Below are 26,282 nucleotides of genomic sequence, written 5' to 3'. Positions count from 1 at the left end.
GTGCTCACAGAGAATACGATCGAGCTCGCCCGTGGGGCCGTCTGATCCCGTTGGTAGGGGCGACGAGAGTCGGGCATGGGGGAATGCGGTTTGACGAACGAATCTTCCACCGCAGCGGGAGACGAGACTCTGCGCCGAGCGGAACTCGAGCGACGCGAGGTCTATCGACGTGCACGTGAGAGCGGGTTCATTCCCCAGCTGAGGGCACGGCGACGTCCGGTCGTTCCCGATCGGACCGCCGATGTCGCCGCGCCGGCCGGCGACACGACCACTGTTCGACCGTCGCGGGCTGTCGATCCGCTGACCAGGCGTCAACCCTTGCAGCTCAGCGCACGCGTGACAGACGTGCTGCAACGGATCTCCGTCGAAGCGGGGATCGACCCGGGATTCATCGGGACGGCAGCAGTCGGGTCCGGCACGGCCGTCGAGGCCGAGTTGCGTCTGCGGGTGCTGAATGCGCTGGAAGCGCTGGAGGCATTGCCCGCGCTGAGGCATCTCGCAGAACTGACCACTGCGGGAGTCTCGTTCCTGACACCTGACGAACTCGACCGGGCCGATGCGCTCGGCACGGATCGCCTGCCCGCGCCGGACACCGAGCCGGAGTGCATCGACCGTTGGCAGGTGCATCTGGAAGCACGGGAGGCCAGGGGGAAGGCAGTGCTCTCGACGGCTGCTTGGCAGCGTCTGGCCGAGGCTCTTCCGCTGCCCGTACTCGACGACCTTCTGGACCGCGGCGTGCTGACCAGGCGAGAGGCGCCACACTCCTGGATTCCGCGCACCGACCGTGTGCGTCACATCATCGCCCGTGTCGAGCCGGAAGAGCTCGCTGATGCTGAGCTCCTGGCTCTGCAGTGGGAGGGTGAGGCACGTCGCCGCACGCTGTGGGCCGGCGGCCGCCTGGAGCCGGGCCCTACCGGACATGATGAATGGAGTCTGCGCTCGGCCCTCGCGCGGGGCGACGCTTCCGTTCTTGACGAGCTTGCCCCACGAAACCCGCCACTGCTCCCACGGGATCTGGTGCGTCTGGTCGACGGCCTCCGTACCCTCAGGCGAGGCGGGGCCGTGGACGCCTGGCTGGGACGGGAACGGTCGTTGTTCGGGCTGATGGAGCAGTGTCTGCCGCCTGGGCGTTCGATCTCGGGGAGAACCGCCTTTCATGCTTGGGCCGGAGTCCGCCTGATGTATCGACTTCTGGACGAGGCCCATCAGAGCCTGGCGTGCGACCCGGACAGGGCATCGGAGACGCTGCGAAACGTGGCCGACCAGGCCGCTGCCCTCCGGTCCGACACGGGCCATGGCGCGGCTGTGAGAGCCGACCGTGAAGCGCGGGCTGTTCAGGCGTATCTGCATTTCCTCTCGGCGCGCCCCGGGGAGCGGGACCGGCTCGATCGGGCGGTCGGCCTTCTCGAAGACGTTCTGCACCGCGGTAGATCCTCACCAGGAGGCGTCTCGGGCGACACGCGGAGCAGGCTGCGTTCTTCGAGCATGCTGCTGCAGACACTCAGGCAACGGGAGCGACCGCACGACGTTCTCAACCCGTACCTGGCCCTCGGTGTCTCGCATGGATCGTCTGCGTGGCGTCAAGGCTGGCGTGATCTGCGCAGGGGAGTGACACCAGGGCAACTGGAGTACATCAACGGTGCCAAGGACCGGATCCAGCGTCATGAGACGGCGCGGAGATCAGGTCAACCAGCAGAAGAGCTGTACCGACTGCCGCTCGACGACCGGTTCACCCAAGTGCCACAAGAACGCGGAGACCTTCTCCGACCGCCTGCCCGGCCGATGGAGCGCCGTTCAGCCCCCGGTACCGAAGAGGAATGGTCGTGGACCGCCGCCGAGGCAGCGAGGGAAATCATCGAACGCTGTGCCATGAGGATGAGGAACGACCACTGATGTCTTCACAGAAGAAGAGTGCGCAGAAGCCGCCCCGCAAGGGAAAGACGATCAACCCCGTGTTCGAGAGCGGCAGGGGGTATCAGCCCGGCGGGGCCGCTCGGCGGACGACGTCGTCGCATGAGCGGACACCGCAGATGCCGGAGCGCCACGAGGCGAGGGGCGGCCAGGGGCAGAAGCCTCGTGAAGCCGCCGGAGCGGAGCGCGATTCGCTCGTGGACCCTCGCTCGGACCCCGAGGTCATGTTCCGTCTGATCAGCGAGAAGATCGCCGACAAGGTCGGTCAGGCGGCTCTGAAAGCCGGTACCAAGGCGGCGAACATCGTCAGTACCAGGCTGACCGAAGAACTCGACGCAGCCATCGCGGGTGCCCAGTCCACGGCGGGCAAGATGGGTGCCTTGGTTCAGCAGGCCGTTCAGGCCGCCGTGGACGACGCGCTGCGCACCGCAGTGCTGAACGCGACACGTGTGCACGAGGAGCACCTCGCGCAACTCGCACTGATCGACCGAACCGCGCAGACGACCGGTGACCTCTCTGCGGTCCAGTTGCGCATAGACGCGGAGATGGGCCGCTCAGGTCTCCGCCGCATCACCACCCCCGATCCGGAGACCTTCAACGTGCTGGAGGCGGAGGGCGACTTCACCAGTGAGGGGTTCGAGGTCCTGGCGCCGGCGTACGTGGACTCCAGAAGCGGGCGGATCGTCCAGCGGGGCGAGATGCGCCGGCGTGTCGTTCCCGAGGAGACCGCGGACGGGAGCGCCGGGTGACGTACGGAATCGACTTCGGCACGAGCAACTCCGTCGTCGCGCGATGGAACGGGCACGGGACGGAAGTCATCCGGCTGGACAACGCGGGGCTGCCGGCCGAGTGGAACCGGCCCGGCTTCGACGAACTCTTTCCTTCCGTCGTCTCGCTGCGCGACGCTCAGCGCACGCTGTGCTTCGGTTGGTCCGCCAAGTGCGAGACGACGGATCCGAAGGAAGCCGTGAAGCGGATGCTCGCCTCTCGGCCTCGCTCCGTCGGATCCGACGATCTGTCCTCCACCGCTTCAGTACCCGAGGAGTACGAGCTCTGGATCGGTGACGAACCGTTCCGTAGCACCACGGTGGCGGCCGCGTTGTTCGACCAGATGCGTGCCGGTGTTCGCCGGAACCTGCGCGAGATGGACGAGGCGGTCGTCACGGTCCCCGCGAACGCCACCGGTGCCGCCCGCTACCGCACCCGGGCCGCCGCGCGTCTCGCCGGGCTCAAGGTCAAGGCACTGATCAACGAGCCGACCGCGGCGGCGATCAGCTACGCCCACGACTATCCGGGCGAGGGTTGCTTCCTGGTGTTCGACTGGGGCGGCGGCACCATCGACGTCACTGTTCTGGAGCACTACGACGGAATCTTCGACGAGGTGGCCTCCCGTGGGATCTCCGCTCTGGGAGGACTCGAGTTCGACGAAGAACTGGTCAAGCTGGCCTTCGCCAAGCTCGGCACCCGACCTGAGCGCCTGAGCCGGGCCGAGGCACGGCGCTGGCGGCGGCACGCGGAGCTGGCGAAGATCGCGCTGTCACAGCCGGACACCGACCGGATCCTCTTCGAGCCCATGGGCGGGTACCCGCCCGTCGTCATTCACCGTGAAGAATTCGAGCAGGCCGTCACCGGGCTGGTGCGCCAGGCACTTATTCCCCTCCAGGAATGCCTGCACGACGTGGCCATGGGACCGGAGGCGATCGACGCTGTCCTCATGATCGGCGGCACATCGCAGATTCCGCTGGTGCGCAGAGAGGTGGAGCACGTCCTCGGCCGCCCCGTGGTGGACTCCCGCCTCTGCAACCCCATGACCGCAGTGGCCAGAGGCGCGGCCATCACCGCTGCGGAGATCGACGGGCTGGTGCCCGACACCACGATCTCCGTCGCCACCAGTCACGACCTCGGGCTGTCTTTCGCGGCGGGGAGCCAGCGGGGGTTTGCCACGCTGATTCCCCGGTACTCGACGCTGCCCGCCCGAGGATCGCGCAGCGCCATGCCGGCCCGGCAAGGCGCCCAGAAGGTCGTTCTGGAGATCGTGGAGGGAGACGGAGAGAAGGCCGCCGAGGACGAGAGGACGTTCCCTCTCGCCCGTCTGGAGCTCTCCGTGCCCCGACCGAACGCGGATCCGTCCAGCAACACCTTCGACGTGGACTACCACTACGACAGGAGTGGAATTCTCAAGGTCCGCGCGAAGCTGAGGTACAGCGGCACCATCATCCTCGACCAGGAGCTCGACTGCTTCGGCCCCGACGGAACGCCCTTGGCCCAAGGACTCGACCGTGAGCTGCAGCGCCTGCTGCGCCGGATCGAGGAGCCGGCCCCCGCGGCTCGACAGTCGGAGGAGGCGGCTGTGACAGCGTCCGCCCCTGCGCCTGAGCCCGAGAGCGAGGAGGACGCACACCAGCCGGCGCTGCGCGTGGTGGTGGACGGCCACGGCATCGTCAATGCCGGGCGCACCGCCTCGTCACGGAGGCCGCCGAGTCTGCGCCTGCTCCGGTCGGCTCTGACGGCAATCAAGCGGCGTTTTCCCGAGCACAGCGTGGTCACCGTGCTCAGCACCGCCGTGGTCGACGCAATCGAGCACGAGGATCGCCACATCCTGGAGCGTGGGGTGGCGGAAGGTCGATTCATCACGGTCCCGTCCACGGCCTCGGTAGCGGTGCTGGACGTCGCGGAGCAGCTCGGAGCCGTGGTGGTGTCGATGGAGGACATGGCGAGGTTCAGACTGCCCCATCCATGGCTCAGCGAGAAGGGACGGGTCGTGAAGCTCGCGCGAGCGGACAGGGATTGGATCTTGGTGGAGTAGTTCAGACCTTCCGCGCCACCACCAGCCGGCAGTTCGGGCTGTCGTCCGGGCGGGTGCCGAGGGTGGGGAGGGGGAGGTGGGTGACCTCGAAGCCGGTCTCCTCCAGGCGGGTGCGGACGTCCGCGAGGCGGAAGGTGCGGTAGTACATGACGAACGGGGGGCGCCAGAGGGTGTTGCGGAGGCGCATCGCGGTGTCGAAGGCCCAGAGGGTCCAGTAGGTGCGGGAGCCGACCGGGGGCGGGGCCGGGAGGGGGAAGGCGAGGGTGCCGCCGGGGCGGAGGGCGGCGTGGACCTGGGCGAAGAGGGTGCGCTGGGCCTCGGGGACGAAGTGGCCGAAGGCGCCGAAGCTGACCGCCAGGTCGAAGACCGGGGCGAAGGGGAGGGCGAGGGCGTCGGCGCGGACCAGGGTCGCGGTGGGGTGCCGGCGGCGGGCCTCGGCCAGCATGTTCGCACTGAAGTCGACTCCGGCGACGCGGTCCGCGCAGACCGAGCGGAGGACGGGGAGGCCGGCGCCGGTGCCGCAGCAGACGTCGAGGCCGGAGGCGAAGGGGCCCAGGTCCTCCAGTGCGCCGGCCACCGCCGTGAGGACGCGGTCCGGGGTGCGGAACGGGGTCGCGTCGAACTTGGGCGCCAGGAGGTCGTAGCCGTGCTCGACCGAGGAGAGCGCCTGCCGTGTCAGTTCGCGGAGGGTCGGGCCCTGCGGGGTGAACATGGCACCGACTCTACGCAGGCGGGGGCCGCGGCGGTCAGAGCGCGCTGCGTACCGGCGGAACGGGCCAGGCCGGGGCGATCCCGGTGAGCTGGCAGGTCAGCAGGTAGAGGGGGATCGGCGGGGTGTACGGCGAGGTGCCGTCCGGGTGGTGGATCAGGCGCGGGCCGCGGTCGGGGATCTCGGCCCCGCGGGCGTAGCAGGAGGGCAGCGGCCAGACCAGGTCGAGGTCGGAGCCGGCCGGGACGAGCCACCACCACCAGTCGGTGTCGGCGTACACGCAGCCCTTGGCGGGGAGCCGGGAGAGGATCTTGAAGCCGAAGCGGGCGGGGACGCCGACGGCGTCGCAGCCGAGTCCGGTGGAGAGGCCGGTGGGGACCGTGAGGCGGGTGGCGGTGACGGCGGGGCCGCGGCCGTTCTCCGGGGAGCGGCGGGCGCGGGGGACGAGCAGGGTCGCCATGGACTTCAGCATGGCTCTCCCAGGGAGTGGGGCAGCTCCGCCCAGACGATCTGGGCCGTGCCGTGGCCGGTGCGCTCGGCGCCCCAGGACGTGCACAGCGCGTCGACGATGAGGAGGCCGCGGCCGCGTTCGTCCGCGCCGCAGTCGCGTATCCGGGGGCCGGCGGGGCCGCCCTCGTCCCGTACGGCGATGCGGAGCGCCTCGGCGCCCTCGCGGAGCTCGCAGACGATCCGGCTGCTCGCGGTGTGCAGGACGGCGTTGGTGACCAGTTCCGAGACGACCAGGGCGGCCGTGTCGCGTATCTCGGGCCCGCGGCCCCAGAGGATCAGCCGTTCCTCGACGAGGTGGCGGGCTCGGCTGACGGACTCGGTGCGGGCGGGCAGCTCGAAGGCGAAGCGGTGGAGGGCGTCGCGGTGGAGCGGTTCGCGGTGGTGGGGATCGCGGTGCCGGGGGTCGTGGTGGGCGGGATCGTGGCGGGGCTGCGGGCGCTGGGCCATGACTCGGGAGCTCATGAGACCTGAGGGCTGCGCGTTACCAGAAGCCACGACCGGTTCCTCACAACAGTGGGCAGGGCTGCCGTACGTCGCTGTCGCCGGGGCCCGGGGGCGCACCGGCGGCAGTGTGTACTGGTTCACCGGAACACTGTCCTCCTGACTCGGACACTTGGCAAGTGGCACTCTGGAAATTGCAGAGTGCTGTGTTCTCTCTGGCCGGGTCTCGTGGCACACTCATCGAAACAGCGCGTCGGGGAGGTCTGAGAGTGAGCGAGCCGCGGTCCGCCCCCACGGTGGGACAGGTCGTCCTCGGCCGGCGTCTCCAGGATCTGCGCGAGCGCGCGGGCCTGAAGCGCGAGGAGGCCGCGAAGGTCCTCCACGTCGCCCCGGCGACCGTCCGGCGCATGGAGACCGCCGAGGTCGCGCTGAAGATCCCGTACGTCCAGCTGCTGCTGAAGACCTACGGGATCACCGACCCCGAGGCGGAGGCGTTCGTCGCCCTCGCCGAGGAGGCCAACCTGCCCGGCTGGTGGCAGCGGTTCCACGACGTGCTGCCCGGCTGGTTCTCCATGTACGTCAGCCTGGAGGGGGCCGCGAGCCTCATCCGGGCCTACGAGCCCCAGTTCGTCCCCGGTCTGCTCCAGACCGAGGGGTACGCCCGCGCCATTCTGCGCAGCGGAGCGGTCGGCGGCGGCGGTGACGCCGCGCGGGAAGAGGACATCGATCGGCATGTAGCCCTGCGGATGGAGCGCCAGTCCCTGCTGACCAGGGAGGACGCCCCCAAGTTCTGGGTGATCATGGACGAGACGGTGTTCCGCCGGCCGGTCGGCGACGGGCCCGAGGTGATGCGCGACCAGCTCGACCGGCTGCTCGAAGCGTCCGAGCTGCCGAACGTCACCCTGCAGATCGCGGAGTTCGCGTCCGGCCACCACCCCGGCACGTACGGTCCCTTCGTCCTCTTCCGCTTCGCCATGCCCGAACTCCCGGACATGGTCTACAGCGAGTACCTGACCGGCGCCGTCTACCTCGACGCGCGCCCCGAGGTGGCGTCCCACCTGGAGGTCATGGACCGCATGGCGGCGCAGGCCGCGACTGCACAACGCACGAAGGAGATCCTCAAGGATCTCCGCAAGGAGCTGTGAATGGATCGCATATACAACGGCATGCCCGCCGCGGAGCTCGGTGCCGAGGGATGGCACAAGCCCTGGAGCGGCGGGAACGGGGGCAACTGCGTGGAGGCCATGAAGCTGGCCGACGGCAGGGTCGCCGTGCGACAGTCCGCAGACCCTGAAGGACCCGCTCTCATCTACACCCACGGGGAGATCGCCGCGTTCATCGCGGGAGCCAAATCCGGTCAGGCTGACTTTCTGCTCACCTGACCCCTTCCGTCGCACCCCTACCGTCACGTAACTCTTGTAGCAGCGCCACCCGTTCGTCCCGACCAGGAGAGCCGATGACCCAGGAACCCGCTTCCGCGCGGAGCGACATACGGATCGACACCAGCAAGCCGCACCCGGCGCGGATGTACGACTGGTTCCTGGGCGGCAAGGACAACTACCCCGTCGACGAGGAGATGGCCCGCCAGCTCCTCACCGTCGACGCCCGCGGCCGGGACATGGCCCGGGTGAACCGCGCCTTCATGCACCGCGCCATCCGCTGGCTCAGCGCCCACGGCGTGCGCCAGTACCTCGACGTCGGCACCGGGATCCCGACCGAGCCCAACCTGCACCAGATCGCGCAGGAGGCCGCGCCGGAGTCCCGGATCGTCTACTGCGACAACGACCCGATCGTGCTCGCGCACGCGGCCGCCCTGCTGCGCTCGACCCCCGAGGGGGCCACCGAGTACATCCAGGCGGACGCCCGCGACCCCGAGACCATCCTCGAAAGGGCCGGAAAGGTCCTTGATTTCGACCAGCCCATCGCGCTGTCGATGCTGGCCCTGCTCCACTTCCTGGGCGACGAGGACGGCGCCCACGACATCGTCGGCAAGCTCGTCGACCAGCTCGCCCCGGGCAGCTACCTGGTCCTCTCCCACGTCACCGGGGACTTCGACCCCGAGGGCGCGGCGAAGGCCGTCGGCATGTACAAGGCCCGCGGTCTGACCCTGCGGCCCCGCTCGCGCGACGAGCTCGCCGCCTTCTTCGACGGCCTGGAGCTCGTCGAGCCCGGGGTGGCGCTCACCGCCGAGTGGCACCCCGAGCTGGGCGAGCCGGTCGCGGTCCAGGGCCACGAGCCGATCCCGGGCTGGGCCGCCGTGGCACGCAAGCCCTGATCCGTAGCCGTCCCCGTGACGCGTAGCCGGCCCTGTGACGCGGAGCCGGCCCCGTGACGCGGAGCCGTACCCGTGACGCGTAGCCGTACCCGTCCGGGTACGTGTACGCCTCGTACCGGCGGAAAGGCCCGTGGAGTCCGCTCCACGGGCCTTTCCGCGTTCATCCCCGCAGGTACGCCAGCCCCGGGTGCGCCGCCGTGTAGCCGTCGAGCAGCCGGCGGGCCACGCCCACCGAGTCGACCAGCGGGTGCAGCGCGAACGCCTTCACCGCGTCCGCCCGCGCACCGCTCTCCGCCGCCGCCAGCACCTCCCGCTCGACCGCCTTCACCGCCGACACCAGCCCCATGGCGTGGTACGGCAGCGGGTCCACCGCCACCGGGCGGGCGCCGTTGGCGTCCACCAGGCACGGCACCTCGACGACCGCGTCCGCGTCGAGCCCGGGCAGCGTCGTCCCGTTGCGCACGTTGAGGATCAGCGTGGCCCGCTCGCCGCGCGCGATCGCGCGCATCAGCGCCAGCGCCACCTTCTCGTAGCCGCCCGACTCCAGGTCCTCCTCCGCCCGGTCGCCGGCCCCGGCCGCCTCCCGGTTGTGCGCCATGTACGTCGCCTCCCGGTCGGCGAGCGTGCGGTGCCAGGCGTCCAGGGCGCGGACCTCCGGTCTGCCGGCCTCCGCGTAGAAGTCGGCCTGCTGGTCCAGCAGGTAGGCGCCCCGGGTCTTCGCGGCGCCCCGGTAGGAGGCGACGGCCTCCCGGTTGAAGTAGTAGTAGTGCAGGTACTCGTTGGGGACCGCGCCGAGCGACCGCAGCCACTCGGTGCCGAAGAGCTTCCCCTCCTCGAAGGAGCCCAGCAGCGCCTCGTCCGCGAAGAGCCGCGGCAGCTCGTCCCGGCCGTCCACCCGCAGACCGCGCAGCCACCCCAGGTGGTTGAGGCCCACGTAGTCGATCCACACCCGGTCGGGGTCGGCGCCGAGGACCCGCGCGACCCGCCGGCCGAGGCCGACGGGGGAGTCGCAGATGCCGACGACCCGGTCGCCCAGGATCCGGGACATCGCCTCCGTCACCATCCCCGCCGGGTTGGTGAAGTTGATGACCCAGGCGTCCGGGGCGAGCGCGGCGATCCGGCGGGCCAGGGCGACCGCGACCGGCACGGTCCGCAGGCCGTACGCGATTCCGCCGGCGCCCACCGTCTCCTGCCCCAGCACCCCTTCGGCCAGTGCCACCCGCTCGTCGGCCGCCCTGCCCTCCAGGCCGCCGACCCGGATCGCCGAGAAGACGAAGTCCGCGCCGCGCAGCGCCTCGTCGACATCGGTGGTGGCCGTGACGACGGGCGCGTCCGGCACCCCCTCGGCCTGTTCGGCCAGGACCCGCGCGATGGCCGTCAGCCGGTCCCCGTCGAGATCGTGCAGGGTGACGTGGGTGATCCGCCCCTCGGCGTGGTCGCCGAGCAGCGCGCCGTACACCAGCGGCACCCGGAACCCGCCGCCTCCGAGAATCGTCAGTCGCATGGTCCGTACGCTACTCGGACACCCCCGCCGGACGGCCCGAACCGGCCCCGGCGTCCACGGCGCCGTCCGTATCCCGGGCACCCGCTGGGGGAGAATGACCGCATGTCCCGACGCAAGACCAGCCCCCGCCCCCGCACGCCCGCGCCCGCCCCGGTCACCGCGGACTCGCCCTGCCCCTGCGGGCTCGACGCCCCGTACGGTGCCTGCTGCGGCCGCTTCCACGCCGGTACGGGGGCCACCGCGCCCACCGCCGCACTGCTGATGCGCTCCCGCTACAGCGCCTTCGTCGTCCACGACGCGGCCTACCTGCTGCGCACCTGGGCCCCCGGGACCCGGCCCGCCGCTCTCGACCTCGACCCCGGGATGCGGTGGACGGGTCTGGAGATCCTGGACACGACCGACGGCACCCCCTTCCACCAGCGGGGCACGGTCACCTTCCGGGCCCGGTACGCGCACGGCGGCGGGGCCGGTTCGCTGCACGAGCGCAGCCGCTTCACCCGCCACGACGGCGCCTGGGTCTACGTCGACGGCGAGTTCCTCGACGACTGACACGGCCGACGGCGACGTCCCCGACCACCGGCACCGACCCGACGGTGACGTCCCTGACCACCGGCACAGGCCCGACGGTGACTTCCCCGGCGACCGGCACCGGCCGACGGCGACGTCCCGGAGGACGGTCACCGGCGGCGTCTACCAGACGAGGACGCCGCCGCCGACCTCCCGGGCGCGGTGGGCGGCGGCGACGATGTGGTCGAAGCGCGCGGCGACGTAGTGGGGCTCGTAGCCGCCCTGTTCGGCGAGGGCGGGCAGGTGCGGGCGGACCGCCTCGCACTCGGCGAGGAAGTCCCCGACCTCCTCCGGCAGGACGCGGAGGTCGTCGCCGTCGAGCCGCGGGAAGAACCGTGTGCCGAGGGCGCGCATCCCGGCGGAGCCCCACAGCCGGACGCGGGTGCTCTCGAAGCCGGCGAGGTCCCTGCCGTTCGGCGGGTCCTCCAGGAGTTCCTCGGTGCCGTCGGGGGCCAGGACGAAGGTGTGGACGAGAAGGCTCATGGGCCGATCCTCGGGGACGGCGTCCGGCCGGAACAGCGGTTTTCCCGGCCGTCACCGCCCGGAGGCGACCGCCGCCCGGTCCTCCGCGCGGCCCGCGGGGAGGCCGGTGGAGAGGTCCTCCGCCACGGCCTTCTTCGCGATGGCGTCGGCGGCGGCGCGGAGTTCGGGGCCGCTGGGCCGGCCGCGCTCCCGCTCCAGGCGGTCGGCGAGCCAGTCGCCCCAGGCGTGGGTGATGATCTCCGCCTCGCGGGCGCCGGCCGGGGTGTGCGAGAGGAGGTTGCCGTCCCGGGTGAGGAAGCCCTCGTCCACCATCCGGTCGAAGGCCGGGAGGATGACCTCGGGCGGCAGCCGCCGGCTCGCCGCGATGAGCCCGAGGCTCGCGTGGCCGACCGTCCGCGTGTACAGCTCGACCTGCATGACCGCCCAGGCGCCGGCCGTGTCGAGGCGGGTGTCGGAGCCGGCGACGATCCGCCGGGCGGTGTCCATGTCCATGCGGCGCAGCAGCCGGCCCACGGAGAGTTCGAGGAGCTTCGCCGAGTCGCCGCTGCTCGTGGGGGAGGCGAAGCCCTCGCCCATGTCGGGGGCGGCCTCCCGGACCGTGTCGCGGAGCTTCACCTGCTTGAGGAAGAGGGCGACGACGAAGCCGACGGCGGCGACCGGGACCGTCCACAGGAAGACGGTGTGGAGGGTGTCGGCGTAGGCCCGGACGATCGGTGCGGCGATGCCGTCGGGGAGCCCGTGCACCCCTTGCGGGCTCTGTGCGGCCGTCGCCACCGCCGCCGGGTCGAACCCGGCCTGGCGGGCGAGGACGGCCGCCTCGGCGACCCCGGTGGTGAGGTTGGGCCCCAGCGCGTTGGTGTAGATCGTGCCGAAGACGGCGGTGCCGAAGGCGCTGCCCAGCGTGCGGAAGAAGGTGACGCCGGAGGTGGAGGTGCCCAGGTCGGCGTAGTCGACGGTGTTCTGCACGGCGATCGTGAGGACCTGCATGCAGAGGCCGATGCCGACGCCGAGCACGAACATGTACAGCGATTCCAGCCAGGTGCCGGTGTTCTCGTCCATCAGGGACAGCAGGTAGAGCCCGACGCCCATCACCGCGCAGCCGACGATGGGGAAGATCCGGTAGTGGCCGGTCTTGCTGACGACGTTGCCGCTGAAGATGGAGGCGATCAGCAGGCCGACGACCATCGGCAGGGTCCGGATGCCGGAGACCGTCGCCGAGTCCCCGTCCACGTACTGGAGATAGGTCGGCAGGAAGGTCATCGCGCCGAGCATCGCGAAGCCGACGACGAAGCTCAGCACCGAGCAGACGGTGAAGACGGGGTTGCGGAACAGCCGCATGGGCAGCATGGGTTCGGCCGCCCGGGACTCCACCCAGCAGAACAGTCCGAGGGCGACGAGACCGCCGGCGAAGAGGCCGATGATGACGCCGGAGCCCCACGCGTACTCGTTGCCGCCCCAGCTGGTGGCCAGGATCAGGGCGCTGGAGCCGACCGCGACCAGCGCGATGCCGAGGTAGTCGATGACCGGCCGGCTCGCCGAGCGGACCGAGGGGATGGTGCGGGCGGCGGCGATGACGACGAGGATCGCGATCGGCACGTTCACGTAGAACGCCCAGCGCCAGCTGGCGTGGTCGGTGAACAGGCCGCCGAGCAGCGGCCCGATGACGGTCGAGACGCCGAACACGGCGCCGATCGCGCCCTGGTACTTGCCGCGTTCGCGCAGCGGGATCACGTCGGCGATCAGCGCCATCGAGGTGACCATGAGGCCGCCGGCGCCGATGCCCTGGAGGCCGCGCCAGACGATCAGCAGGGTCATGTTGGTGGCGAGGCCGCAGAGGAACGAGCCGGTGATGAAGATGACGGCGGAGATCTGGAAGATCACCTTGCGGCCGAAGAGGTCGCCGAACTTGCCGACGAGCACCGTCGCCACGGTCTCGGCGAGCAGATAGGAGGTGACGACCCACGACATGTGGGCGGCGCCCCCGAGGTCCGCGACGATCGTGGGCAGCGCGGTGCCGACGATGGTCTGGTCGAGCGCGGCCAGGAGCACGCCGAGCATGATCGTGCCGAACACGATGTTGCGGCGGCGCCCGTCGAGCACGGGCGGTGCGGGCGCGGCCGGGGCGGCGGGTGCTGCGTCGCTGGTCGTGGTCACCTTCGCAGCGTCACACCGCGCCGCCGCCGCTGCCCGTGGGGTGCGGCCGAACGGGCGACGCCGTCAGGGACGGACGGGCAGCGTGGGGTGGTGCTTGGCCAGGATCTTGTTGGCCCGGGCGAGTGCGGCCAGCGCGTGCTCGCGGTCGGCCCGGTCCTCCGCGCAGAGCGGGCCGCGGAAGCGGTAGACCTCGCGCGCCGCGCAGTCCGCCTCGATCTCCGCCTGGAGGACGTGCGCGGGCAGACAGGAGCCGATGAGGGCGGCCACGCGGTCGGGGATCGGGACGGGTACGAGGGGGGAGGGCGAGGCGATCACGGGTCAGTCCTAGCGGTTCGTGGGGGTGGACGGGAAGGGCTCTCACCTCCATACGTACCGGATGCCTGGAGCGGTTCCGGCGCGGCTCCCGCGCCGGTGTGCGACGGGGGGCGCCCGGCCCGCCGGGAGTGCGCGGGCGCACCCGGTGGCACCCTCGGAACCGGATGATCGCGCGCGCCGGCGTTCCCGCAGGTACGGGGCACGGCGCCGGTCCGGCTTTCCGCACGGTCCCTGCGCATCGCGGCCGGCGGTGGCCGGCGGCGGGGCCGGGCGGGCGCGGCGCAAGCCCCGGGACGACGCTCGTGGTGTGAAGGAAATCACGTGGCGCCGGGGCGTCGGGACCGGGACGATCGTCAGCTCAGCACGTCCGACAGGTCGTACGAGACGGGCTCGTCCAGCTGCCCGTACCCGCACGACCCGGGGGTGCGGTCCGGGCGCCAGCGCTTGAACTGCGCGGTGTGCCGGAAGCGGTCGCCCTCCATGTGGTCGTAGCCGACCTCGCAGACCCGCTCGGGCCGCAGCGCCACCCACGACAGGTCCTTCTTCCCGGACCAGCGGCTGGGCGCGCCGGGCAGCCGGGCCCCCTCGTGCGCGGCCTCCTGCGCCCAGGCGGCCCACGGGTGCCCGTCGGGCGGGTCCATCCGCAGCGGCTCCAGCTCCTCGACCAGTTCGGCGCGGCGCTTCGCGGTGAAGGCGGCGCAGACGCCGACGTGCTGGAGGGCGCCCCGGTCGTCGTACAGCCCGAGGAGGAGCGAGCCGACGACGGGTCCGCTCTTGTGGAGGCGGTATCCGGCCACGACGACGTCGGCGGTCCGCTCGTGCTTGATCTTGTACATCAGCCGGGCGTCCGGCCGGTAGGGCAGGTCGAGCGGTTTGGCGATCACCCCGTCGAGACCGGCCCCCTCGTACTGCTCGAACCAGCGCGCGGCCAGCTCGGCGTCCCGGGTGGCGGGGGCGAGGTGGACGGGGGCGGTGACGCCGTCGAGCATCCGCTCCAGGGCCTCGCGGCGCCCGGTCAGCGGGGTGTCGAGGAGGGCGTCGTCGCCGAGGGCGAGCAGGTCGAAGGCGACGAAGCGGGCCGGGGTGGCCTCGGCGAGCATCCGGACCCGGGAGTCGGCCGGGTGGATGCGCTCGGTGAGCCGGTCGAAGTCGAGCCGTCCGCCGTGCTCGATGACGATCTCGCCGTCCACCACGCACCGCTCCGGGAGCCGCTCCCGCAGCGCCTCGACGAGTTCGGGGAAGTAGCGGGTGAGGGGCTTGCCCGTGCGGCTGCCGATGACGAGCTCGGGGCCGTCGCGGTGGACGATCGCCCGGAAGCCGTCCCACTTGGCCTCGTACTGCATCCCGGGCGGAATCTTCTTCACGGCCTTGGCCAGCATCGGCTTCACGGGCGGCATCACCGGCAGATCCATGGCTCGATTGTCCGGTATGCGGCAAGTGTCGGCGAGCCCTAGGGTGGCGCCCATGGCAGGCAAGACGGCAGCGGTGGAACTGGAGGCGGGCGGGCGCACCGTCCGCGTCTCCAACCCGGACAAGATCTACTTCCCGGAGCCCGGCTACACCAAGCTGGACATGGTGACCTACTACCTCGCCGTCGGCGACGGCGTCACGCGCGCCCTGCGGGACCGGCCCACCACCCTGGAGCGCTACCCCGACGGGGTGACGGGGGAGTCGTTCTTCCAGAAACGGGCCCCGAAGTACCTCCCGGACTGGATCCCGACCGCGCACATCACCTTCCCCAGCGGCCGCTCGGCCGACGAGCTGTGCCCCACCGAGCCGGCCGCCGTCCTCTGGGCCGCCAACCTCGGCGCCGTCACCTTCCATCCCTGGCCGGTGCGGCGCGGCGACACCGACCACCCCGACGAGCTCCGCCTCGATCTCGACCCGCAGCCCGGCACCGACTACGCCGACGCCGTCCGCGCCGCCCACGAACTGCGGGCCGTCCTCGACGAGTACGGGCTGCGCGGCTGGCCCAAGACCTCCGGCGGGCGGGGCCTCCACGTCTTCGTCCCCATTCGCCCCGACTGGACCTTCGTCCAGGTCCGGCGGGCCGCCATCGCCTGCGGACGGGAGCTGGAGCGGCGGATGCCCGACCGGGTCACCATGAAGTGGTGGAAGGAGGAGCGCGGCGAGCGGATCTTCGTCGACTACAACCAGACCGCCCGCGACCGCACGATCGCCTCCGCCTACTCGGTCCGCCCCCGGCCGCACGCACCCGTCTCCGCGCCGCTGCGCTGGGACGAGATCGACGACGCGGTGCCGCGGGACTTCGACATCCGCACCATGCCCGCCCGGTACGCCGAACTCGGCGACGTGCACGCGGACATGGACGACCAGCGCTTCGACCTGGAGCCGCTGCTCGAACTGGCCCGGCGCGACGAGGCCGAGCACGACCTCGGCGACCTGCCCTACCCGCCGGAGTACCCGAAGATGCCCGGCGAGCCGAAACGCGTGCAGCCCAGCCGGGCCAAGAAGGAGGCGGGGGAAGGGAAGGGCGGCGGGGAGGGCGGCGGGACGGCTGACGGGAAGGACTGACGGCGGTGCGGGCGGCGGTGGAGGCTACGCGTCCGGGCCCCGGCGCTCCGCCGGGGCCAGGAGCAGCACCTCCAGCGCCCGCGCGCAGGACCGCGCCTGCGCCAGGAACCAGTCGAGCCGCGCGTCCGTGATCACCTCCGGCGTCGCCCGGACCGCGAGCGCGAACCGCGCGTGACCCGCCCGCTCCAGGACCGGCACCGCGACCGTCCGCACCCCGCGCGCCGACTCCTCGTCGTTGAGCGCGTGCCCCGCCTCCCGCACCCGCGCCAACTCGCTGTCCAGCGCGCCCGGTTCGACGATGGTCCGGTCCGTGAACGCGTGCAGCGGCGGCAGTGCCCGCGGCCCGGCCTCACCCGCCCGGGGCCAGGCGAGCAGCACCTTGCCCAGCGCCGTCGAGTGCAGCGGCCGGCGCAGCCCCACCTTCGGCGTCACCGAGCCGCCCGCCACGATCACCGCGTACGGGCCGCTGCGCAGCGCCAGGTCGGCCGTGGCGCCGGTCCGCTCGGCCAGGTCGGCCAGCTCGGGCGCGGCCAGATGCAGTCCCCGCTGGTGGTACGAGAGCCGGCCCAGCTCCGTGACGGCGGGGCCCAGCCGGTAGCGGGCCGTGCGGGCGTCCTGCTCCAGGAAGTCCGCCGAGAGCAGCGTCCTGACCAGCCGGTGGGCCGTCGAGGTGGAGAGCCCCAGCCGGCGTGCCAGGTCGGAGACGCTCAGGTCCGGCCGGTTGTCGTGGAAGCTGTGCAGCACGTCCAGCGCGCGGCGGACCGCCTGGGCGCCCGCCGGGGGCCGTACGGGTTCGGCCTCGGTGGTCATGGAGTTCGCTCCCCCCGGGTGATCGTCGCCCCACGCTCCCACATGATGGGAGCGGGATCGATGCTCCCGGGCGGGAGGAAACACGCCGTTCATGTGCAATCCCACATCATGGGAAGCGAGTTGTGACGAGCCGGACCGACGTGTCATGGTTCCGGCCACACCGCAGGAGAACGCGGCGCCGCAGCAGCGCGCCGGGGAACGCACCGGAGGGAGCAGGTCCGCCATGAACACGTGCCGTACGGCGCCGCGCGCCACCGCCGCTCCCCCCGCCCTCCTCGGGCTGACCCGCCGCCGCCACATCGACCTGGCGCGGGTCACCGGCACCGGCTGTCGCCCCGCCCGCCGGCCCGTCTGTCGCCTGGGCTGACGCCCCTGGGGCCCCGCGCCCCACCCCGGGGCCGCGGCCCCGCCGCCCCCGGCCCCGCCTCCGTCCCGCCGCGCCTCCGGTCGCGCCGGGCCCGGGGGTCCACCGCCCCCGGCACACGCCGAGCACGCGGAACCCGCCGAACCCGGCGCACCGACGGTCGGGAACCCGCCGAACCTGACGCACGGACGCAAGGACGCACCGACGCACCGACGGCCCCCGCACACCCCGCCGCCGGAGCGCCGTGCCCGGACGCGGGTCCGCGCTCCCCTCCGCTCCCTCCCGCCCCTCCACCCCTGGACGCCTTCATGACCGACGCCCGCGTGCCCGGCACGCTCTGGTTCACCCGCTGCCCCGTCCCCACCGCCACCGGCGTGGCCGCCGACCGCGGCTGGCTGGCCGCCGAGTTCGCGCCGGACGGCATCGCCGTCCGCTCGCTCCAGGACGCCGACCCCGGCGCCGACCGCGCCACCCACTACACCCACGACCTCCCCGGCCTCTTCCGCGAGGGCGGCAACGTCCCGGCCCTGTGGGCCCGTTCGCGCGGCCAGGACACCCGGCTCGTCGGCCTCACCTGGATCGAGGAGCGCCAGGTGGTCCTCGTCGCCCCCGGCTCCCCGGTCCGCGGTGCCGCCGCCCTGCGCGGGCTGCGGCTCGCCGTGCCCCGGCACGACGTGCCCATCGACTTCTGGCGGGCCATGGCGCTCCGCGGTTTCGAGGGCGCCCTCGCCTCCGCGGGGCTCGGGCTCGGCGACGCCCGGCTCGTCGACGTCCCCGCGGCCGGGCACACCGGCCAGTGGGCCGCCGAACTCGACGCGCTGCGCCGGGGCGAGGCCGACGCCGTGTACGTGAAGGGCGCCCTGGCCGTCGAATCGGCCCGCCGCGCCGGCGCCGAGGTGGCCGTCGAGCTCGACGCCCTCCCGGACCCGGCGCACCGCGTCAACAACGGCACCCCCCGCCCCCTCACCGTCCACCGGGAGCTCCTCGAACGGCACCCCGACCTGGTGGCCCGCTTCCTCGCCGTCCTGCTCCGGGCCGCCGACTGGGCCGCCGGCGAGCCGGAGGAGGTCGCCCGCATCCTCGGAGCGGAGACCGGCGCGGGCGTGGAGGGCGTCGCGGGCGCCTACCGCGCCGGCACCCACCGCACCCTCCACCCCGACCTCTCCGGCGCCCGGCTCGACCTGCTGGCCCGGCAGGAGGCGGCCCTGCGCGCCCATGGCTTCCTCCCCGAGGCCGTCGACGTCCGGGCCTGGGCCGACCCCGAGCCGCTGCGCCGGGCCCACCAGCTCCTCGCGGCCACGACGTCCCCGGGCCCCGCCGCGTAACCGCGCACCCCGCACCACCCCCCCCGCACTCCGACCCGCACCCCCCGTACTCCGCCCGCGCACCACCACCCCGTACTCCGCCCCCGCACCACCACCCCGCACCACCCCCCGTACTGCACCCCGCCCCATCCCGTACTCCACCCTCCGCCCCCTCTCCGCCCACCAAGGACGACCGCCATGCGCCCACTCGCCACCCTCACCGCTCTGGCGGCCCTCGCCGCCCTCACCACCCTCACCGCCTGCGGCGCCGACCCGGCGGCCGACTCCGCCTCCGGCGGGGGCGGCGGGGCGAAGGGCGGCACGGTCACCGTCCGCATCCCCGACCCCGGGAACGCCGGGGTCCTCGCCCGGGGCAAGCGGGACGGCAGCCTCGACAAGGCCCTCGCCGCCGTCGGCGCCAAGGTCGCCTGGACCGGCAGCGCCGGCCCCTTCGCGCCCGCCGCCCAGGCGATGAACGCCGGCCGGCTCGACTTCGCCACCGGCTCCATCACCTCCGGCATCACCTCCCTCGCCCAGAACCCCGGCTTCGCCTTCTTCACCGCCACCGACCCCGACCCCGTCGGCGAGGGCATCCTCGTCCGCGAGGGGTCCGGCATCGACTCCCTCCAGGACCTCGTCGGCCGCAAGGTCGCCGTCAACAAGGGCGGCACGGGCGAGTACCTCCTCCTCAAGGCGCTGGCCGAGGAGGGCATCCCGGCCGGAGAGGTGGAGCGGGTCTATCTGCGGCCCGACCAGACCGCGGCCGTCTTCAACGCCGGCCAGGTCGACGCCTGGGCCGTCTGGTCCACCTACGCCGTCGCCGAGATCGGCAGCGGCAAGGCACGCTTCCTCGCCGACGGCAAGGCGATCGGATCCGACAACTACAGCCTCAACGCCGTCCGTTCCGGCTTCGCCGAGGAGCACCCGGCGATCGTGAAGGCGCTCTACGCCTACCTCCACGACAACAGCGCCAAGGAGCGGAAGGACCCGGCCGCCTACCTCAACGTCTTCACCGACGCCGGCCCCACCGCCGTCACCGGCAGGGCCAGGGACGTGCAGATCGACTTCACCCGCCAGGGCGGGACCGTCGACCCCATCGGCCCCGAGGACGTCGCCCGCTTCGAGACCGTCGCCCGCTTCTACGCCGACCAGAAGGTCACGCCCGGCACGGTCGACATCGCCGCCCATCTCCTCGACGTCGGGACCCTCTCGTGACGGCGCCCCCGGCCCCCGGCCTCGTCGCGCCCCGCCCGCCCGTCCTCCGGCCCCGCTCCCGGACGTACGCGCTCACCGTCCGCGCCCTCGGCCCGGTCGCCCTGCTCGTCCTCTGGTGGGTCTCGTCCGCCACCGGCCTCCTCACCCCCGACGTCCTCGCCTCTCCGGAACAAGTGCTGAACGCGGTGGCGGAGTTGTGGGGAGACGGGCAGCTGCAGGACGCGCTCGCCACCTCTCTCGCCCGCTCCGGCACCGGACTCGTCATCGGCCTCGCCGCCGGTCTCACGCTCGGGATCACCACCGGCTTCACCCGGCTCGGCGACGAACTCCTCGACTCCTCCCTCCAGACCCTGCGCACCATCCCCTTCCTCTCCCTGGTGCCGCTCTTCATGGTCTGGTTCGGCATCAACGAGACCGCGAAGATCCTCCTCATCGCCGTCGCCACCACCTTCCCCATGTACGTCTCCACCAGCGGCGGCGTCCGCAACACCGACCGCAAGCTCGTCGAGGCGATGCGCGGCTTCGGCCTCGGCCGGCTCGCGATCGTCCGCCAGGTCGTCCTCCCCGGCGCGCTGCCCTCGCTCCTCGCCGGACTGCGGCTCTCCATGACGCTCAGCGTCATCGCGCTCATCGCCGCCGAGGAGATCAACGCCACCGCGGGCATCGGCTACCTGATGTCCCAGGCCCAGAGCTACGCCCGCACCGACATCCTCGCCGTCTGCATCCTCGTCTACGGACTCCTCGGCCTCACCGCCGACGTCCTCGTGCGCGGACTGGAGCGGATCCTCATGCCCTGGCGCACCGCCGGACCCGGAGGGACGACACGATGACCGCCGTACGCGTACGGGCCCTGCGCCGGGTCTTCGGGGACCGCGCCGTCATCGACGGCCTCGACCTCTCCCTCGGGCGCGGCGAGTTCGTCGCCCTGCTCGGCGCCAGCGGCAGCGGCAAGACCACCCTGCTGCGCATCCTGGGCGCCCTCGACGGCGCCGACGGGGGAGAGGTCCTCGTCCCCGAGGCCCGCACGATCGTCTTCCAGGAGCCCCGGCTCATCCCCTCGAAGAAGGTCCTCGCCAATGTGACCGTCGGGCTGCCGCGCGGCGCCGCCACCCGGGAGACCGGCCTGCGGGCCCTCGCCGAGGTCGGCCTGGAGCGGCACGCCGGCGCCTGGCCGGCCACGCTCTCCGGCGGCGAGGCGCAACGGGTGGCCCTGGCCAGGGCGCTGGTCCGCGAGCCGGAACTCCTGCTGCTCGACGAGCCGTTCGCGGCCCTCGACGCGCTGACCCGGCTCAGGATGCAGGACCTCGTGGGCGAACTGCGCCGGATCCACCGGCCCGCCGTCCTGCTCGTCACCCACGACGTGGACGAGGCCGTACGGCTCGCCGACCGCGTCGCGGTCCTGCGCGACGGCCGGCTCGTCACCGACGAGCCCGTCACCGTCCCCCACCCCCGCGACCCCGGCGACCCGGAGGTGGTCGCCCTGCGCCGCCGCCTCCTCGCCGACCTCGGCGTCCACCCCGCCACCGTCACCCCCGCCGGCCCCCGCACGGCCGGCGTCCCCGCCCCGCAGAAGGAGTTCTCCGCATGACCGTCACCCTCGGCGTCCACCGCAGCAACCCGTCCCTCTACCACCTCTCCCGCCTGGGCTACGCGGAGGAGGAGCTCGCCGCCCTCGGCGAGACCGTGAGCTGGTACGCGTACACCGACGGCGTGCGCACCGGCGCCCTCCTCGCCGACGGCACCATCGACTTCGGCGGCACCGGCTCCACCCCGCCCGTCACCGCCCAGGCCGCCGGCCACGACATCGTCTACGCCGCGATCTCGGCGCCCCGGCCCGACCACGGCGCCCTCCTCGTCCCCGAGGACAGCCCGGTGCGCACCGTCGCCGACCTCGCGGGCGGCACCGTCCACCTCGCCATCGGCTCCTGGCAGACCCACCTCGTCGCCCAGGCCCTGGACGACGCGGGCCTGTCCTACGCCACCGACATCACCCCGGTGCGCGGCGGCGCCGGCAGCGAGGCGAAGCTCCGCTCCGGCGAGATCACCGCCTGGGTCGCCCAGGGCGCCGAGCTCGCCGCGGCCCGCCGCGCGGGCGGGCTGCGCACCCTGGTCCGCACCGGGGACGTGATCACCGACCGGTCCGTCTTCTTCACCCGCCGGGACCTGGCCGAGCAGCGGCCCGAGCTGGTCGAGGCGCTGGTCAGGGCGGTGCGCCGGGCCGACGCCTGGGCCGCCGACCACCCCGGGGAGGCCGCCGCGATCGCCGCCGCCGACCAGGGCGGCACCGCCGAGGACTGGGAGACGGCGCTGCGGGCCCTGCCGTGGACGATCGAGGACGTCACCGAGGAGTTCGTCGCCGAGCAGCAGCGGGCGGCCGACGTCTTCCACCGCACCGGATTCATCGACCGCGCGGTCACCGTCGCGGACGCCCTGCCCCGGAAGGTCTGATCCCATGACCACCCCGGCACCCGAAGTCCTCTGGTACATCATCCCGCGCGAAGGCGCCTACCCCTGGGAGCCGGAGGGCCGCAGGCCCGTCGACCTCGGCTACCTCCAGCACCTGGCCGGCACCGTCGAACGCCTCGGCTACACGGGCGCGCTGCTCGCCACGGACCTCTACGACGTCTGGCCGCTGGGCTCGGCGCTCGCGGCCGCCACCAGCACCCGCTTCAAGCCGCTGCTCGCGGTCCACCCCGGCCTGATCTCGCCCACCCTGCTCGCCAAGACGGCGCTCACCTTCGACAACCTCTTCGGCGGGCGGCTCCGCTTCAACGTCGTCAACGGCTCGACCGCGTCCCTGCGGGAGTACGGGCTGCACGTCGGGCACGACGAGCGGTACGAGCTGAGCGCCGAGTACTGGTCGATCGTGAAGCGGCTCACCGCGGGCGAGGTCTTCGACCACCAGGGGAAGTTCTACGACCTGAGGAACGCGGGCGCCTCCTTCCGGGACCTGCGCCCGGTCCAGGCGCCGCACGTGCCGCTCTGGTTCGGCGGCTCCTCCGCCCCCGGCATCGAGATGGCAGCCGAACACGTCGACGTCTATCTCACCTGGGGCGAGCCGCCGCACCTGCTGAAGGAGAAGCTCGACCACGTGCGGGCCAGGGCGGCCGCCCACGGGCGGACCCTCCGCATCGGGCTGCGGCTCCACCTCGTCGTCCGCGACACGGAGGACGAGGCATGGGCCGCCGCCGACCGGCTCCTCGACGTGACCAGCGAGGCGACGTACGCCCGTCAGCTCGGCGAGCGGGAGGGCGAGGAGGGCGTCGGCTGGCAGCGGCAGTTCCGCCAGCACGGCGGCCGGGTGCCGGCCCGCGCCCGGGAGCTGGAGACGTACCCCAACCTGTGGCCGGGCATGAGCCTCTTCCGGCCCGGTCCCGGCACGGCGCTGGTGGGTTCCGCGGCGCAGGTCGTGGAGCGGCTCCAGGAGTTCCGGGAGCTCGGCGTGGACACCTTCATCCTGTCCGGGAACCCGCTGCTGGAGGAGGCGTACCGGGTCGCCGAGACGGTGCTGCCGGCGCTGGGCGTGCGCCATTGATCGAACGTTGAGGGCGCGTTTACGCCCGCGCGGCACGGTAGGGGCATGCAGACGGATACCGACGTGCTCACCGCCCCCGACCTCTCCTGGCGCGAGAACGCCCTGTGCGCCCAGGCCGGACCGGAGTTCTTCTTCCCGGCCCCCGGGTCCTCCACCCGCGAGGCCAAGATGCTCTGCGGAGCCTGCGAGGGGCGGGTGGCCTGCCTGGAGTACGCGCTCGCGCACGACGAGCGGTTCGGGGTGTGGGGCGGGCTCTCCGAGAAGGAGCGGGGGCGGCTCAGGCGCACGCAGGGCTCCTGAACCGCCCCCGGGGGGAGTGCGCGGGCTCAGCCGGCGGCGCGGGAGGCCATCCGGGCCTTGCGGGCGGCGAGCTTCGCGTCGAACTTCGCGGCCTCGGAGTCCAGACCGTTCATGTAGAGGCCCAGCTCCTCCTGGGCGCGCAGCCCGTCGGGGCCGAGGCCGGTGATGTCGAGGACCTTCAGGTGGCGCAGCACCGGCTCCAGGACGTCGTCGTGGTGGATGCGCATGTTGTAGATCTCGCCGATCGCCATCTGGGCGGCGGCCCGCTCGAAGCCGGGGATGCCGTGGCCGGGCATCCGGAAGTTGACCACCACGTCGCGGACGGCCTGCATCGACAGGTCGGGGGCGATCTCCAGCGCGGCCTTCAGCAGGTTGCGGTAGAAGATCATGTGGAGGTTCTCGTCGAGCGCGATGCGGGCGAGCATCCGGTCGCAGACGGGGTCGCCGGACTGGTGGCCGGTGTTGCGGTGCGAGATGCGGGTGGCGAGCTCCTGGAAGGCGACGTACGCCACGGAGTGCAGCATCGAGTGGCGGTTGTCCGACTCGAAGCCCTCGCTCATGTGCGACATCCGGAACTGCTCCAGCTTGTCCGGGTCCACGGCGCGGGAGGCGAGCAGGTAGTCGCGCATGACGATGCCGTGCCGGCCCTCCTCCGCGGTCCAGCGGTGCACCCAGGTGCCCCAGGCGCCGTCGCGGCCGAAGAGGCTGGCGATCTCGTGGTGGTAGCTCGGCAGGTTGTCCTCGGTCAGGAGGTTGACCACGAGGGCGGTCTTCCCTATGTCGGTGACCGGGGACTGGGTCGGGTCCCAGGGCTCGCCGTCCTCGAAGAAGCCCGGGAAGTTCCGGGCGTCCGACCACGGCACGTACTCGTGCGGCATCCAGTCCTTGACGACCTTGAGGTGCCGGTTGAGCTCCTTCTCCACCACCTCTTCCAGCGCGTACAGCAAGCGCGCGTCGGTCCACCCTGCCGAGCTGCCGAGGTGGGGAGAGGTGAGCGTCACGGGGACTCCTGGGGACGGAGAAAGGGCAAACGGAACTACCTACGGACTCGTAGGTTACGAGACCGTAGGTTAAGGCTCCGTAAGGCGCCGACCAAGCCCCTCTCGAACGATGTCCGGTTACGTTCCGTTATGTGCGCAGCTCGGGTCCGCAAAAGAGACGCAGGTCACGTGCGGGCCGGTCACCCGTGAACAACTGATCGGCTACTCAGAGCAGACGATCGGGCCGTTCCGGAGCGGATCGTCGGACGAGCCGGACCGGGCGGCCTGACGTGCCCGGTCGGGCGGCCGGACGCGCCGGAGGGGAGAGCCCGGCCGTCCGGAGGAGGGGCGGGGCGGGCGTCAGAGGAGGTGGTCGGCCGCGCCGGACTTCACCGCGGAGATCAGCGCGCGCAGCGCCTCGACCGAGTCGCTGACGTACTCGCCGGGGGCGAGCGTCGAGCCGATGTACGCCTTGCCGGCGTCGTCGAGGCCGAACCGGAAGCAGTTGGCCCCCTCGCTGCAGAACGCGTCGCCCCAGGCGATCTCCACCGCGGAGGTGGTCACGGGGGTGGCGGGCGTCGGGACGTTCATGGTGTCGGGCATGGTGTGGCGGGTCCTTCACAGGTCCTGGGCTGTCGAGCGGACGAACGCGCGGGAGTCGGCGGTGGACAGGGCGAGCCCGCGCAGCCGTTCCAGCAGGCCCTGGTACCGGCGCAGCTTCATGTCGGCGTCGAGGAGCATCGAGCCGTGCGAGGAGTCGAGCTGGACGGTGTCGAGCTGCGGCACGGGCGCGGACACATAGGTGAACGACTGGCCCGCTCCCGGGAAACCCCCGGCGGCGAACGGGATGACCCGTACGGTGACGGTGGCCCGCTCGGACTGCTCCAGGATGTGCTCCAGCTGGGCCCGGGCGACCTTCGGGCCGCCGAACTGCATGCGCAGCGCCGCCTCGTGGATCACGGCCTCGTACGGCACCGGCCGGTCCAGGATCTGCTGGCGCCGCAGCCGCAGGGCGAGCCGGGCCTCCAGGTCCGGCTCGGGCAGCGGCGGCACGGCGGTGTCGAAGACCGCCCGCGCCTGCTCCTCGGTCTGCAGCAGGCCGGGCACGTGGGTGGTGACGGCGGTCGCCAGCTCTGCCGCGTGGTACTCCAGTTCGGCGATGTCGAGGAGGGCGGGCGGCAGGAGTCCGCGGTGCTCCTCCCACCAGCCGCGGTCCCGCTCCTGGGCCATGGTGGCGAGCAGGTCCACCAGGGCCGTGTCGGGGCAGCCGTAGTTGAAGGCCAGGGTCCGGACCCGCTCGGGGCTGATGCCGAAGCGGCCGGACTCCACGTTGGGGATGCGGGTGCGGTCGACGCCGAGGAGGGCGGCGGCCTGCTGGGCCGACATGCCCGACTGTTCGCGCAGCTTGCGCAGCTCGGCGCCGAGCCGTTGCTGGCGTGCGGTGGGGCTGCTCCTGGGTGGCATGCCGATCTCCCTCGTGCTGCCGGGCGGCCCCCTGCCACCCGGTTCCCGCGCCGCTGTTCGCCCGTGTCCGGAAACAGCGCCACTACCCGCAAGTAGTAGC

At 72.6% G+C, this 26,282-nt stretch carries 28 protein-coding genes; 16 read left to right on the top strand and 12 right to left on the bottom strand.

The genetic code is table 11. The features are described 5' to 3' along the window. Positions 1-90 precede the first annotated feature (90 nt). From ACFVU3_RS06620 to ACFVU3_RS06610, 3 genes are read left to right on the top strand one after another with little or no spacing between them, the layout of a single operon-like run. The gene (locus tag ACFVU3_RS06620) at positions 91-1,893 is read left to right on the top strand and encodes a hypothetical protein (protein ID WP_390064233.1); all 1,803 of its coding nucleotides are present in this window, start codon (positions 91-93) and stop codon (positions 1,891-1,893) included. After that, positions 1,893-2,660: a hypothetical protein gene (locus ACFVU3_RS06615; protein ID WP_390064231.1), complete on the top strand. Its 768-nt coding sequence runs from the start codon at positions 1,893-1,895 to the stop codon at positions 2,658-2,660. Before ACFVU3_RS06620 ends, ACFVU3_RS06615 begins: the two co-directional genes overlap by 1 nt. After that, complete coding sequence (locus ACFVU3_RS06610) at positions 2,657-4,717, top strand: Hsp70 family protein (RefSeq protein WP_390064229.1); 2,061 nt, start codon at positions 2,657-2,659, stop codon at positions 4,715-4,717. The genes ACFVU3_RS06615 and ACFVU3_RS06610 overlap by 4 nt, the downstream gene beginning before the upstream one ends. Position 4,718: 1 nt before the next feature. Here ACFVU3_RS06610 and ACFVU3_RS06605 read toward each other — a convergent pair whose 3' ends face one another. Genes ACFVU3_RS06605 through ACFVU3_RS06595 form a run of 3 tightly spaced genes read right to left on the bottom strand, consistent with a single transcriptional unit; the run spans position 4,719 to position 6,431 of the window. Next, positions 4,719-5,429: a class I SAM-dependent methyltransferase gene (locus ACFVU3_RS06605; protein ID WP_390064228.1), complete on the bottom strand. Its 711-nt coding sequence runs from the start codon at positions 5,427-5,429 to the stop codon at positions 4,719-4,721. 34 nt (positions 5,430-5,463) lie between these two features. Beyond that, on the bottom strand, positions 5,464-5,886 hold the full coding sequence (locus tag ACFVU3_RS06600; RefSeq protein ID WP_390064227.1) for a hypothetical protein: 423 nt from the start codon (positions 5,884-5,886) through the stop codon (positions 5,464-5,466). 5 nt (positions 5,887-5,891) lie between these two features. Beyond that, a complete protein-coding gene (locus ACFVU3_RS06595) occupies positions 5,892-6,431 on the bottom strand; it encodes an ATP-binding protein (protein WP_390064225.1) in 540 nt (179 codons plus the stop codon). A gap of 215 nt (positions 6,432-6,646) precedes the next feature. On the opposite strand from ACFVU3_RS06595, the gene ACFVU3_RS06590 reads away from it, so the two are divergent. The 3 genes from ACFVU3_RS06590 to ACFVU3_RS06580 all read left to right on the top strand — a co-directional run bounded on the left by ACFVU3_RS06590 (position 6,647) and on the right by ACFVU3_RS06580 (position 8,652). Then, entirely contained in the window at positions 6,647-7,522 is an 876-nt protein-coding gene (locus ACFVU3_RS06590) for a helix-turn-helix domain-containing protein (protein ID WP_390064223.1), read from the top strand. Further along, complete coding sequence (locus ACFVU3_RS06585; RefSeq protein ID WP_030495614.1) at positions 7,523-7,759, top strand: DUF397 domain-containing protein; 237 nt, start codon at positions 7,523-7,525, stop codon at positions 7,757-7,759. A gap of 74 nt (positions 7,760-7,833) precedes the next feature. Next, positions 7,834-8,652 carry an SAM-dependent methyltransferase gene (locus ACFVU3_RS06580; RefSeq protein ID WP_390064221.1) on the top strand — a complete coding sequence of 273 codons (819 nt, stop codon included), beginning with the start codon at positions 7,834-7,836 and terminating at the stop codon, positions 8,650-8,652. 160 nt (positions 8,653-8,812) lie between these two features. On the opposite strand, the gene ACFVU3_RS06575 is transcribed toward ACFVU3_RS06580, so the two are convergent. Continuing rightward, positions 8,813-10,156 carry a 6-phospho-beta-glucosidase gene (locus ACFVU3_RS06575; protein WP_390064219.1) on the bottom strand — a complete coding sequence of 448 codons (1,344 nt, stop codon included), beginning with the start codon at positions 10,154-10,156 and terminating at the stop codon, positions 8,813-8,815. 102 nt (positions 10,157-10,258) lie between these two features. Here ACFVU3_RS06575 and ACFVU3_RS06570 point away from each other — a divergent pair, with 102 nt between their 5' ends. Next, positions 10,259-10,705: a YchJ family protein gene (locus tag ACFVU3_RS06570; RefSeq protein WP_390064218.1), complete on the top strand. Its 447-nt coding sequence runs from the start codon at positions 10,259-10,261 to the stop codon at positions 10,703-10,705. A 141-nt stretch (positions 10,706-10,846) separates the two neighbouring features. On the opposite strand, the gene ACFVU3_RS06565 is transcribed toward ACFVU3_RS06570, so the two are convergent. The 4 genes from ACFVU3_RS06565 to ACFVU3_RS06550 form a co-directional block, all read right to left on the bottom strand. Then, the gene (locus ACFVU3_RS06565) at positions 10,847-11,206 is read right to left on the bottom strand and encodes a hypothetical protein (protein WP_390064216.1); all 360 of its coding nucleotides are present in this window, start codon (positions 11,204-11,206) and stop codon (positions 10,847-10,849) included. A gap of 51 nt (positions 11,207-11,257) precedes the next feature. Then, entirely contained in the window at positions 11,258-13,264 is a 2,007-nt protein-coding gene (locus ACFVU3_RS06560) for an MDR family MFS transporter (protein ID WP_390064322.1), read from the bottom strand. Between the two features lie 159 nt (positions 13,265-13,423). Continuing rightward, the gene (locus ACFVU3_RS06555) at positions 13,424-13,672 is read right to left on the bottom strand and encodes a hypothetical protein (protein WP_373307825.1); all 249 of its coding nucleotides are present in this window, start codon (positions 13,670-13,672) and stop codon (positions 13,424-13,426) included. 356 nt (positions 13,673-14,028) lie between these two features. After that, positions 14,029-15,087, bottom strand: coding sequence for an ATP-dependent DNA ligase (locus ACFVU3_RS06550; protein WP_390064214.1), 1,059 nt, complete (start codon positions 15,085-15,087; stop codon positions 14,029-14,031). 52 nt (positions 15,088-15,139) lie between these two features. On the opposite strand from ACFVU3_RS06550, the gene ligD reads away from it, so the two are divergent. After that, positions 15,140-16,210 (top strand): non-homologous end-joining DNA ligase, encoded by a 1,071-nt coding sequence (ligD, locus tag ACFVU3_RS06545; RefSeq protein ID WP_390064212.1) that lies wholly within the window; start codon positions 15,140-15,142, stop codon positions 16,208-16,210. 24 nt (positions 16,211-16,234) lie between these two features. Here ligD and ACFVU3_RS06540 read toward each other — a convergent pair whose 3' ends face one another. Further along, on the bottom strand, positions 16,235-17,020 hold the full coding sequence (locus ACFVU3_RS06540) for an IclR family transcriptional regulator (protein WP_390064211.1): 786 nt from the start codon (positions 17,018-17,020) through the stop codon (positions 16,235-16,237). A gap of 223 nt (positions 17,021-17,243) precedes the next feature. On the opposite strand from ACFVU3_RS06540, the gene ACFVU3_RS06535 reads away from it, so the two are divergent. The 8 genes from ACFVU3_RS06535 (at position 17,244) to ACFVU3_RS06500 (ending at position 23,738) form a co-directional block, all read left to right on the top strand. Then, a complete protein-coding gene (locus tag ACFVU3_RS06535) occupies positions 17,244-17,387 on the top strand; it encodes a putative leader peptide (RefSeq protein WP_390064209.1) in 144 nt (47 codons plus the stop codon). A 305-nt stretch (positions 17,388-17,692) separates the two neighbouring features. After that, entirely contained in the window at positions 17,693-18,709 is a 1,017-nt protein-coding gene (locus tag ACFVU3_RS06530) for an ABC transporter substrate-binding protein (protein ID WP_390064207.1), read from the top strand. Between the two features lie 177 nt (positions 18,710-18,886). After that, a complete protein-coding gene (locus ACFVU3_RS06525; RefSeq protein ID WP_390064205.1) occupies positions 18,887-19,903 on the top strand; it encodes an ABC transporter substrate-binding protein in 1,017 nt (338 codons plus the stop codon). Continuing rightward, complete coding sequence (locus ACFVU3_RS06520) at positions 19,900-20,733, top strand: ABC transporter permease (protein WP_390064204.1); 834 nt, start codon at positions 19,900-19,902, stop codon at positions 20,731-20,733. The genes ACFVU3_RS06525 and ACFVU3_RS06520 overlap by 4 nt, the downstream gene beginning before the upstream one ends. Then, positions 20,730-21,491 (top strand): ABC transporter ATP-binding protein, encoded by a 762-nt coding sequence (locus ACFVU3_RS06515; protein WP_390064202.1) that lies wholly within the window; start codon positions 20,730-20,732, stop codon positions 21,489-21,491. Before ACFVU3_RS06520 ends, ACFVU3_RS06515 begins: the two co-directional genes overlap by 4 nt. Next, positions 21,488-22,351, top strand: coding sequence for an ABC transporter substrate-binding protein (locus ACFVU3_RS06510; protein ID WP_390064200.1), 864 nt, complete (start codon positions 21,488-21,490; stop codon positions 22,349-22,351). The genes ACFVU3_RS06515 and ACFVU3_RS06510 overlap by 4 nt, the downstream gene beginning before the upstream one ends. A 4-nt stretch (positions 22,352-22,355) precedes the next feature. Continuing rightward, positions 22,356-23,438 (top strand): LLM class flavin-dependent oxidoreductase, encoded by a 1,083-nt coding sequence (locus tag ACFVU3_RS06505; RefSeq protein ID WP_390064199.1) that lies wholly within the window; start codon positions 22,356-22,358, stop codon positions 23,436-23,438. A gap of 45 nt (positions 23,439-23,483) precedes the next feature. Then, positions 23,484-23,738, top strand: coding sequence for a WhiB family transcriptional regulator (locus ACFVU3_RS06500; protein WP_390064198.1), 255 nt, complete (start codon positions 23,484-23,486; stop codon positions 23,736-23,738). A gap of 26 nt (positions 23,739-23,764) precedes the next feature. On the opposite strand, the gene ACFVU3_RS06495 is transcribed toward ACFVU3_RS06500, so the two are convergent. The 3 genes from ACFVU3_RS06495 to ACFVU3_RS06485 form a co-directional block, all read right to left on the bottom strand. Further along, positions 23,765-24,739 carry an acyl-ACP desaturase gene (locus tag ACFVU3_RS06495; RefSeq protein ID WP_390064196.1) on the bottom strand — a complete coding sequence of 325 codons (975 nt, stop codon included), beginning with the start codon at positions 24,737-24,739 and terminating at the stop codon, positions 23,765-23,767. A gap of 339 nt (positions 24,740-25,078) precedes the next feature. Next, on the bottom strand, positions 25,079-25,321 hold the full coding sequence (locus tag ACFVU3_RS06490) for a hypothetical protein (RefSeq protein ID WP_390064195.1): 243 nt from the start codon (positions 25,319-25,321) through the stop codon (positions 25,079-25,081). Between the two features lie 15 nt (positions 25,322-25,336). After that, positions 25,337-26,182 (bottom strand): helix-turn-helix domain-containing protein, encoded by an 846-nt coding sequence (locus ACFVU3_RS06485; protein WP_390064193.1) that lies wholly within the window; start codon positions 26,180-26,182, stop codon positions 25,337-25,339. Positions 26,183-26,282: the final 100 nt, after the last annotated feature.

It is taken from the genome of Streptomyces sp. NPDC058052 (assembly GCF_042885515.1).
In the GTDB taxonomy this organism is placed as follows: domain Bacteria; phylum Actinomycetota; class Actinomycetes; order Streptomycetales; family Streptomycetaceae; genus Streptomyces.
Note: the sequence above shows the minus strand (reverse complement) of the source record. Positions and strands in the feature narration are given on the sequence as shown.

What these genes read in the sequence shown, in the direction of transcription:
- ACFVU3_RS06530 (WP_390064207.1), top strand. Translation starts at nt 17,693, where the DNA reads ATGACCGACGCCCGCGTGCCCGGCACGCTCTGGTTCACCCGCTGCCCC.
- ACFVU3_RS06505 (WP_390064199.1), top strand. Translation starts at nt 22,356, where the DNA reads ATGACCACCCCGGCACCCGAAGTCCTCTGGTACATCATCCCGCGCGAA.
- ACFVU3_RS06615 (WP_390064231.1), top strand. Translation starts at nt 1,893, where the DNA reads ATGTCTTCACAGAAGAAGAGTGCGCAGAAGCCGCCCCGCAAGGGAAAG.
- ACFVU3_RS06515 (WP_390064202.1), top strand. Translation starts at nt 20,730, where the DNA reads ATGACCGCCGTACGCGTACGGGCCCTGCGCCGGGTCTTCGGGGACCGC.
- ACFVU3_RS06570 (WP_390064218.1), top strand. Translation starts at nt 10,259, where the DNA reads ATGTCCCGACGCAAGACCAGCCCCCGCCCCCGCACGCCCGCGCCCGCC.
- ACFVU3_RS06535 (WP_390064209.1), top strand. Translation starts at nt 17,244, where the DNA reads ATGAACACGTGCCGTACGGCGCCGCGCGCCACCGCCGCTCCCCCCGCC.
- ACFVU3_RS06540 (WP_390064211.1), bottom strand. Translation starts at nt 17,020, where the DNA reads ATGACCACCGAGGCCGAACCCGTACGGCCCCCGGCGGGCGCCCAGGCG.
- ACFVU3_RS06600 (WP_390064227.1), bottom strand. Translation starts at nt 5,886, where the DNA reads ATGGCGACCCTGCTCGTCCCCCGCGCCCGCCGCTCCCCGGAGAACGGC.
- ACFVU3_RS06585 (WP_030495614.1), top strand. Translation starts at nt 7,523, where the DNA reads ATGGATCGCATATACAACGGCATGCCCGCCGCGGAGCTCGGTGCCGAG.
- ACFVU3_RS06550 (WP_390064214.1), bottom strand. Translation starts at nt 15,087, where the DNA reads ATGGATCTGCCGGTGATGCCGCCCGTGAAGCCGATGCTGGCCAAGGCC.
- ACFVU3_RS06525 (WP_390064205.1), top strand. Translation starts at nt 18,887, where the DNA reads ATGCGCCCACTCGCCACCCTCACCGCTCTGGCGGCCCTCGCCGCCCTC.
- ligD (WP_390064212.1), top strand. Translation starts at nt 15,140, where the DNA reads ATGGCAGGCAAGACGGCAGCGGTGGAACTGGAGGCGGGCGGGCGCACC.
- ACFVU3_RS06490 (WP_390064195.1), bottom strand. Translation starts at nt 25,321, where the DNA reads ATGCCCGACACCATGAACGTCCCGACGCCCGCCACCCCCGTGACCACC.
- ACFVU3_RS06580 (WP_390064221.1), top strand. Translation starts at nt 7,834, where the DNA reads ATGACCCAGGAACCCGCTTCCGCGCGGAGCGACATACGGATCGACACC.
- ACFVU3_RS06500 (WP_390064198.1), top strand. Translation starts at nt 23,484, where the DNA reads ATGCAGACGGATACCGACGTGCTCACCGCCCCCGACCTCTCCTGGCGC.
- ACFVU3_RS06510 (WP_390064200.1), top strand. Translation starts at nt 21,488, where the DNA reads ATGACCGTCACCCTCGGCGTCCACCGCAGCAACCCGTCCCTCTACCAC.
- ACFVU3_RS06565 (WP_390064216.1), bottom strand. Translation starts at nt 11,206, where the DNA reads ATGAGCCTTCTCGTCCACACCTTCGTCCTGGCCCCCGACGGCACCGAG.
- ACFVU3_RS06605 (WP_390064228.1), bottom strand. Translation starts at nt 5,429, where the DNA reads ATGTTCACCCCGCAGGGCCCGACCCTCCGCGAACTGACACGGCAGGCG.
- ACFVU3_RS06575 (WP_390064219.1), bottom strand. Translation starts at nt 10,156, where the DNA reads ATGCGACTGACGATTCTCGGAGGCGGCGGGTTCCGGGTGCCGCTGGTG.
- ACFVU3_RS06485 (WP_390064193.1), bottom strand. Translation starts at nt 26,182, where the DNA reads ATGCCACCCAGGAGCAGCCCCACCGCACGCCAGCAACGGCTCGGCGCC.
- ACFVU3_RS06560 (WP_390064322.1), bottom strand. Translation starts at nt 13,264, where the DNA reads ATGCTCGGCGTGCTCCTGGCCGCGCTCGACCAGACCATCGTCGGCACC.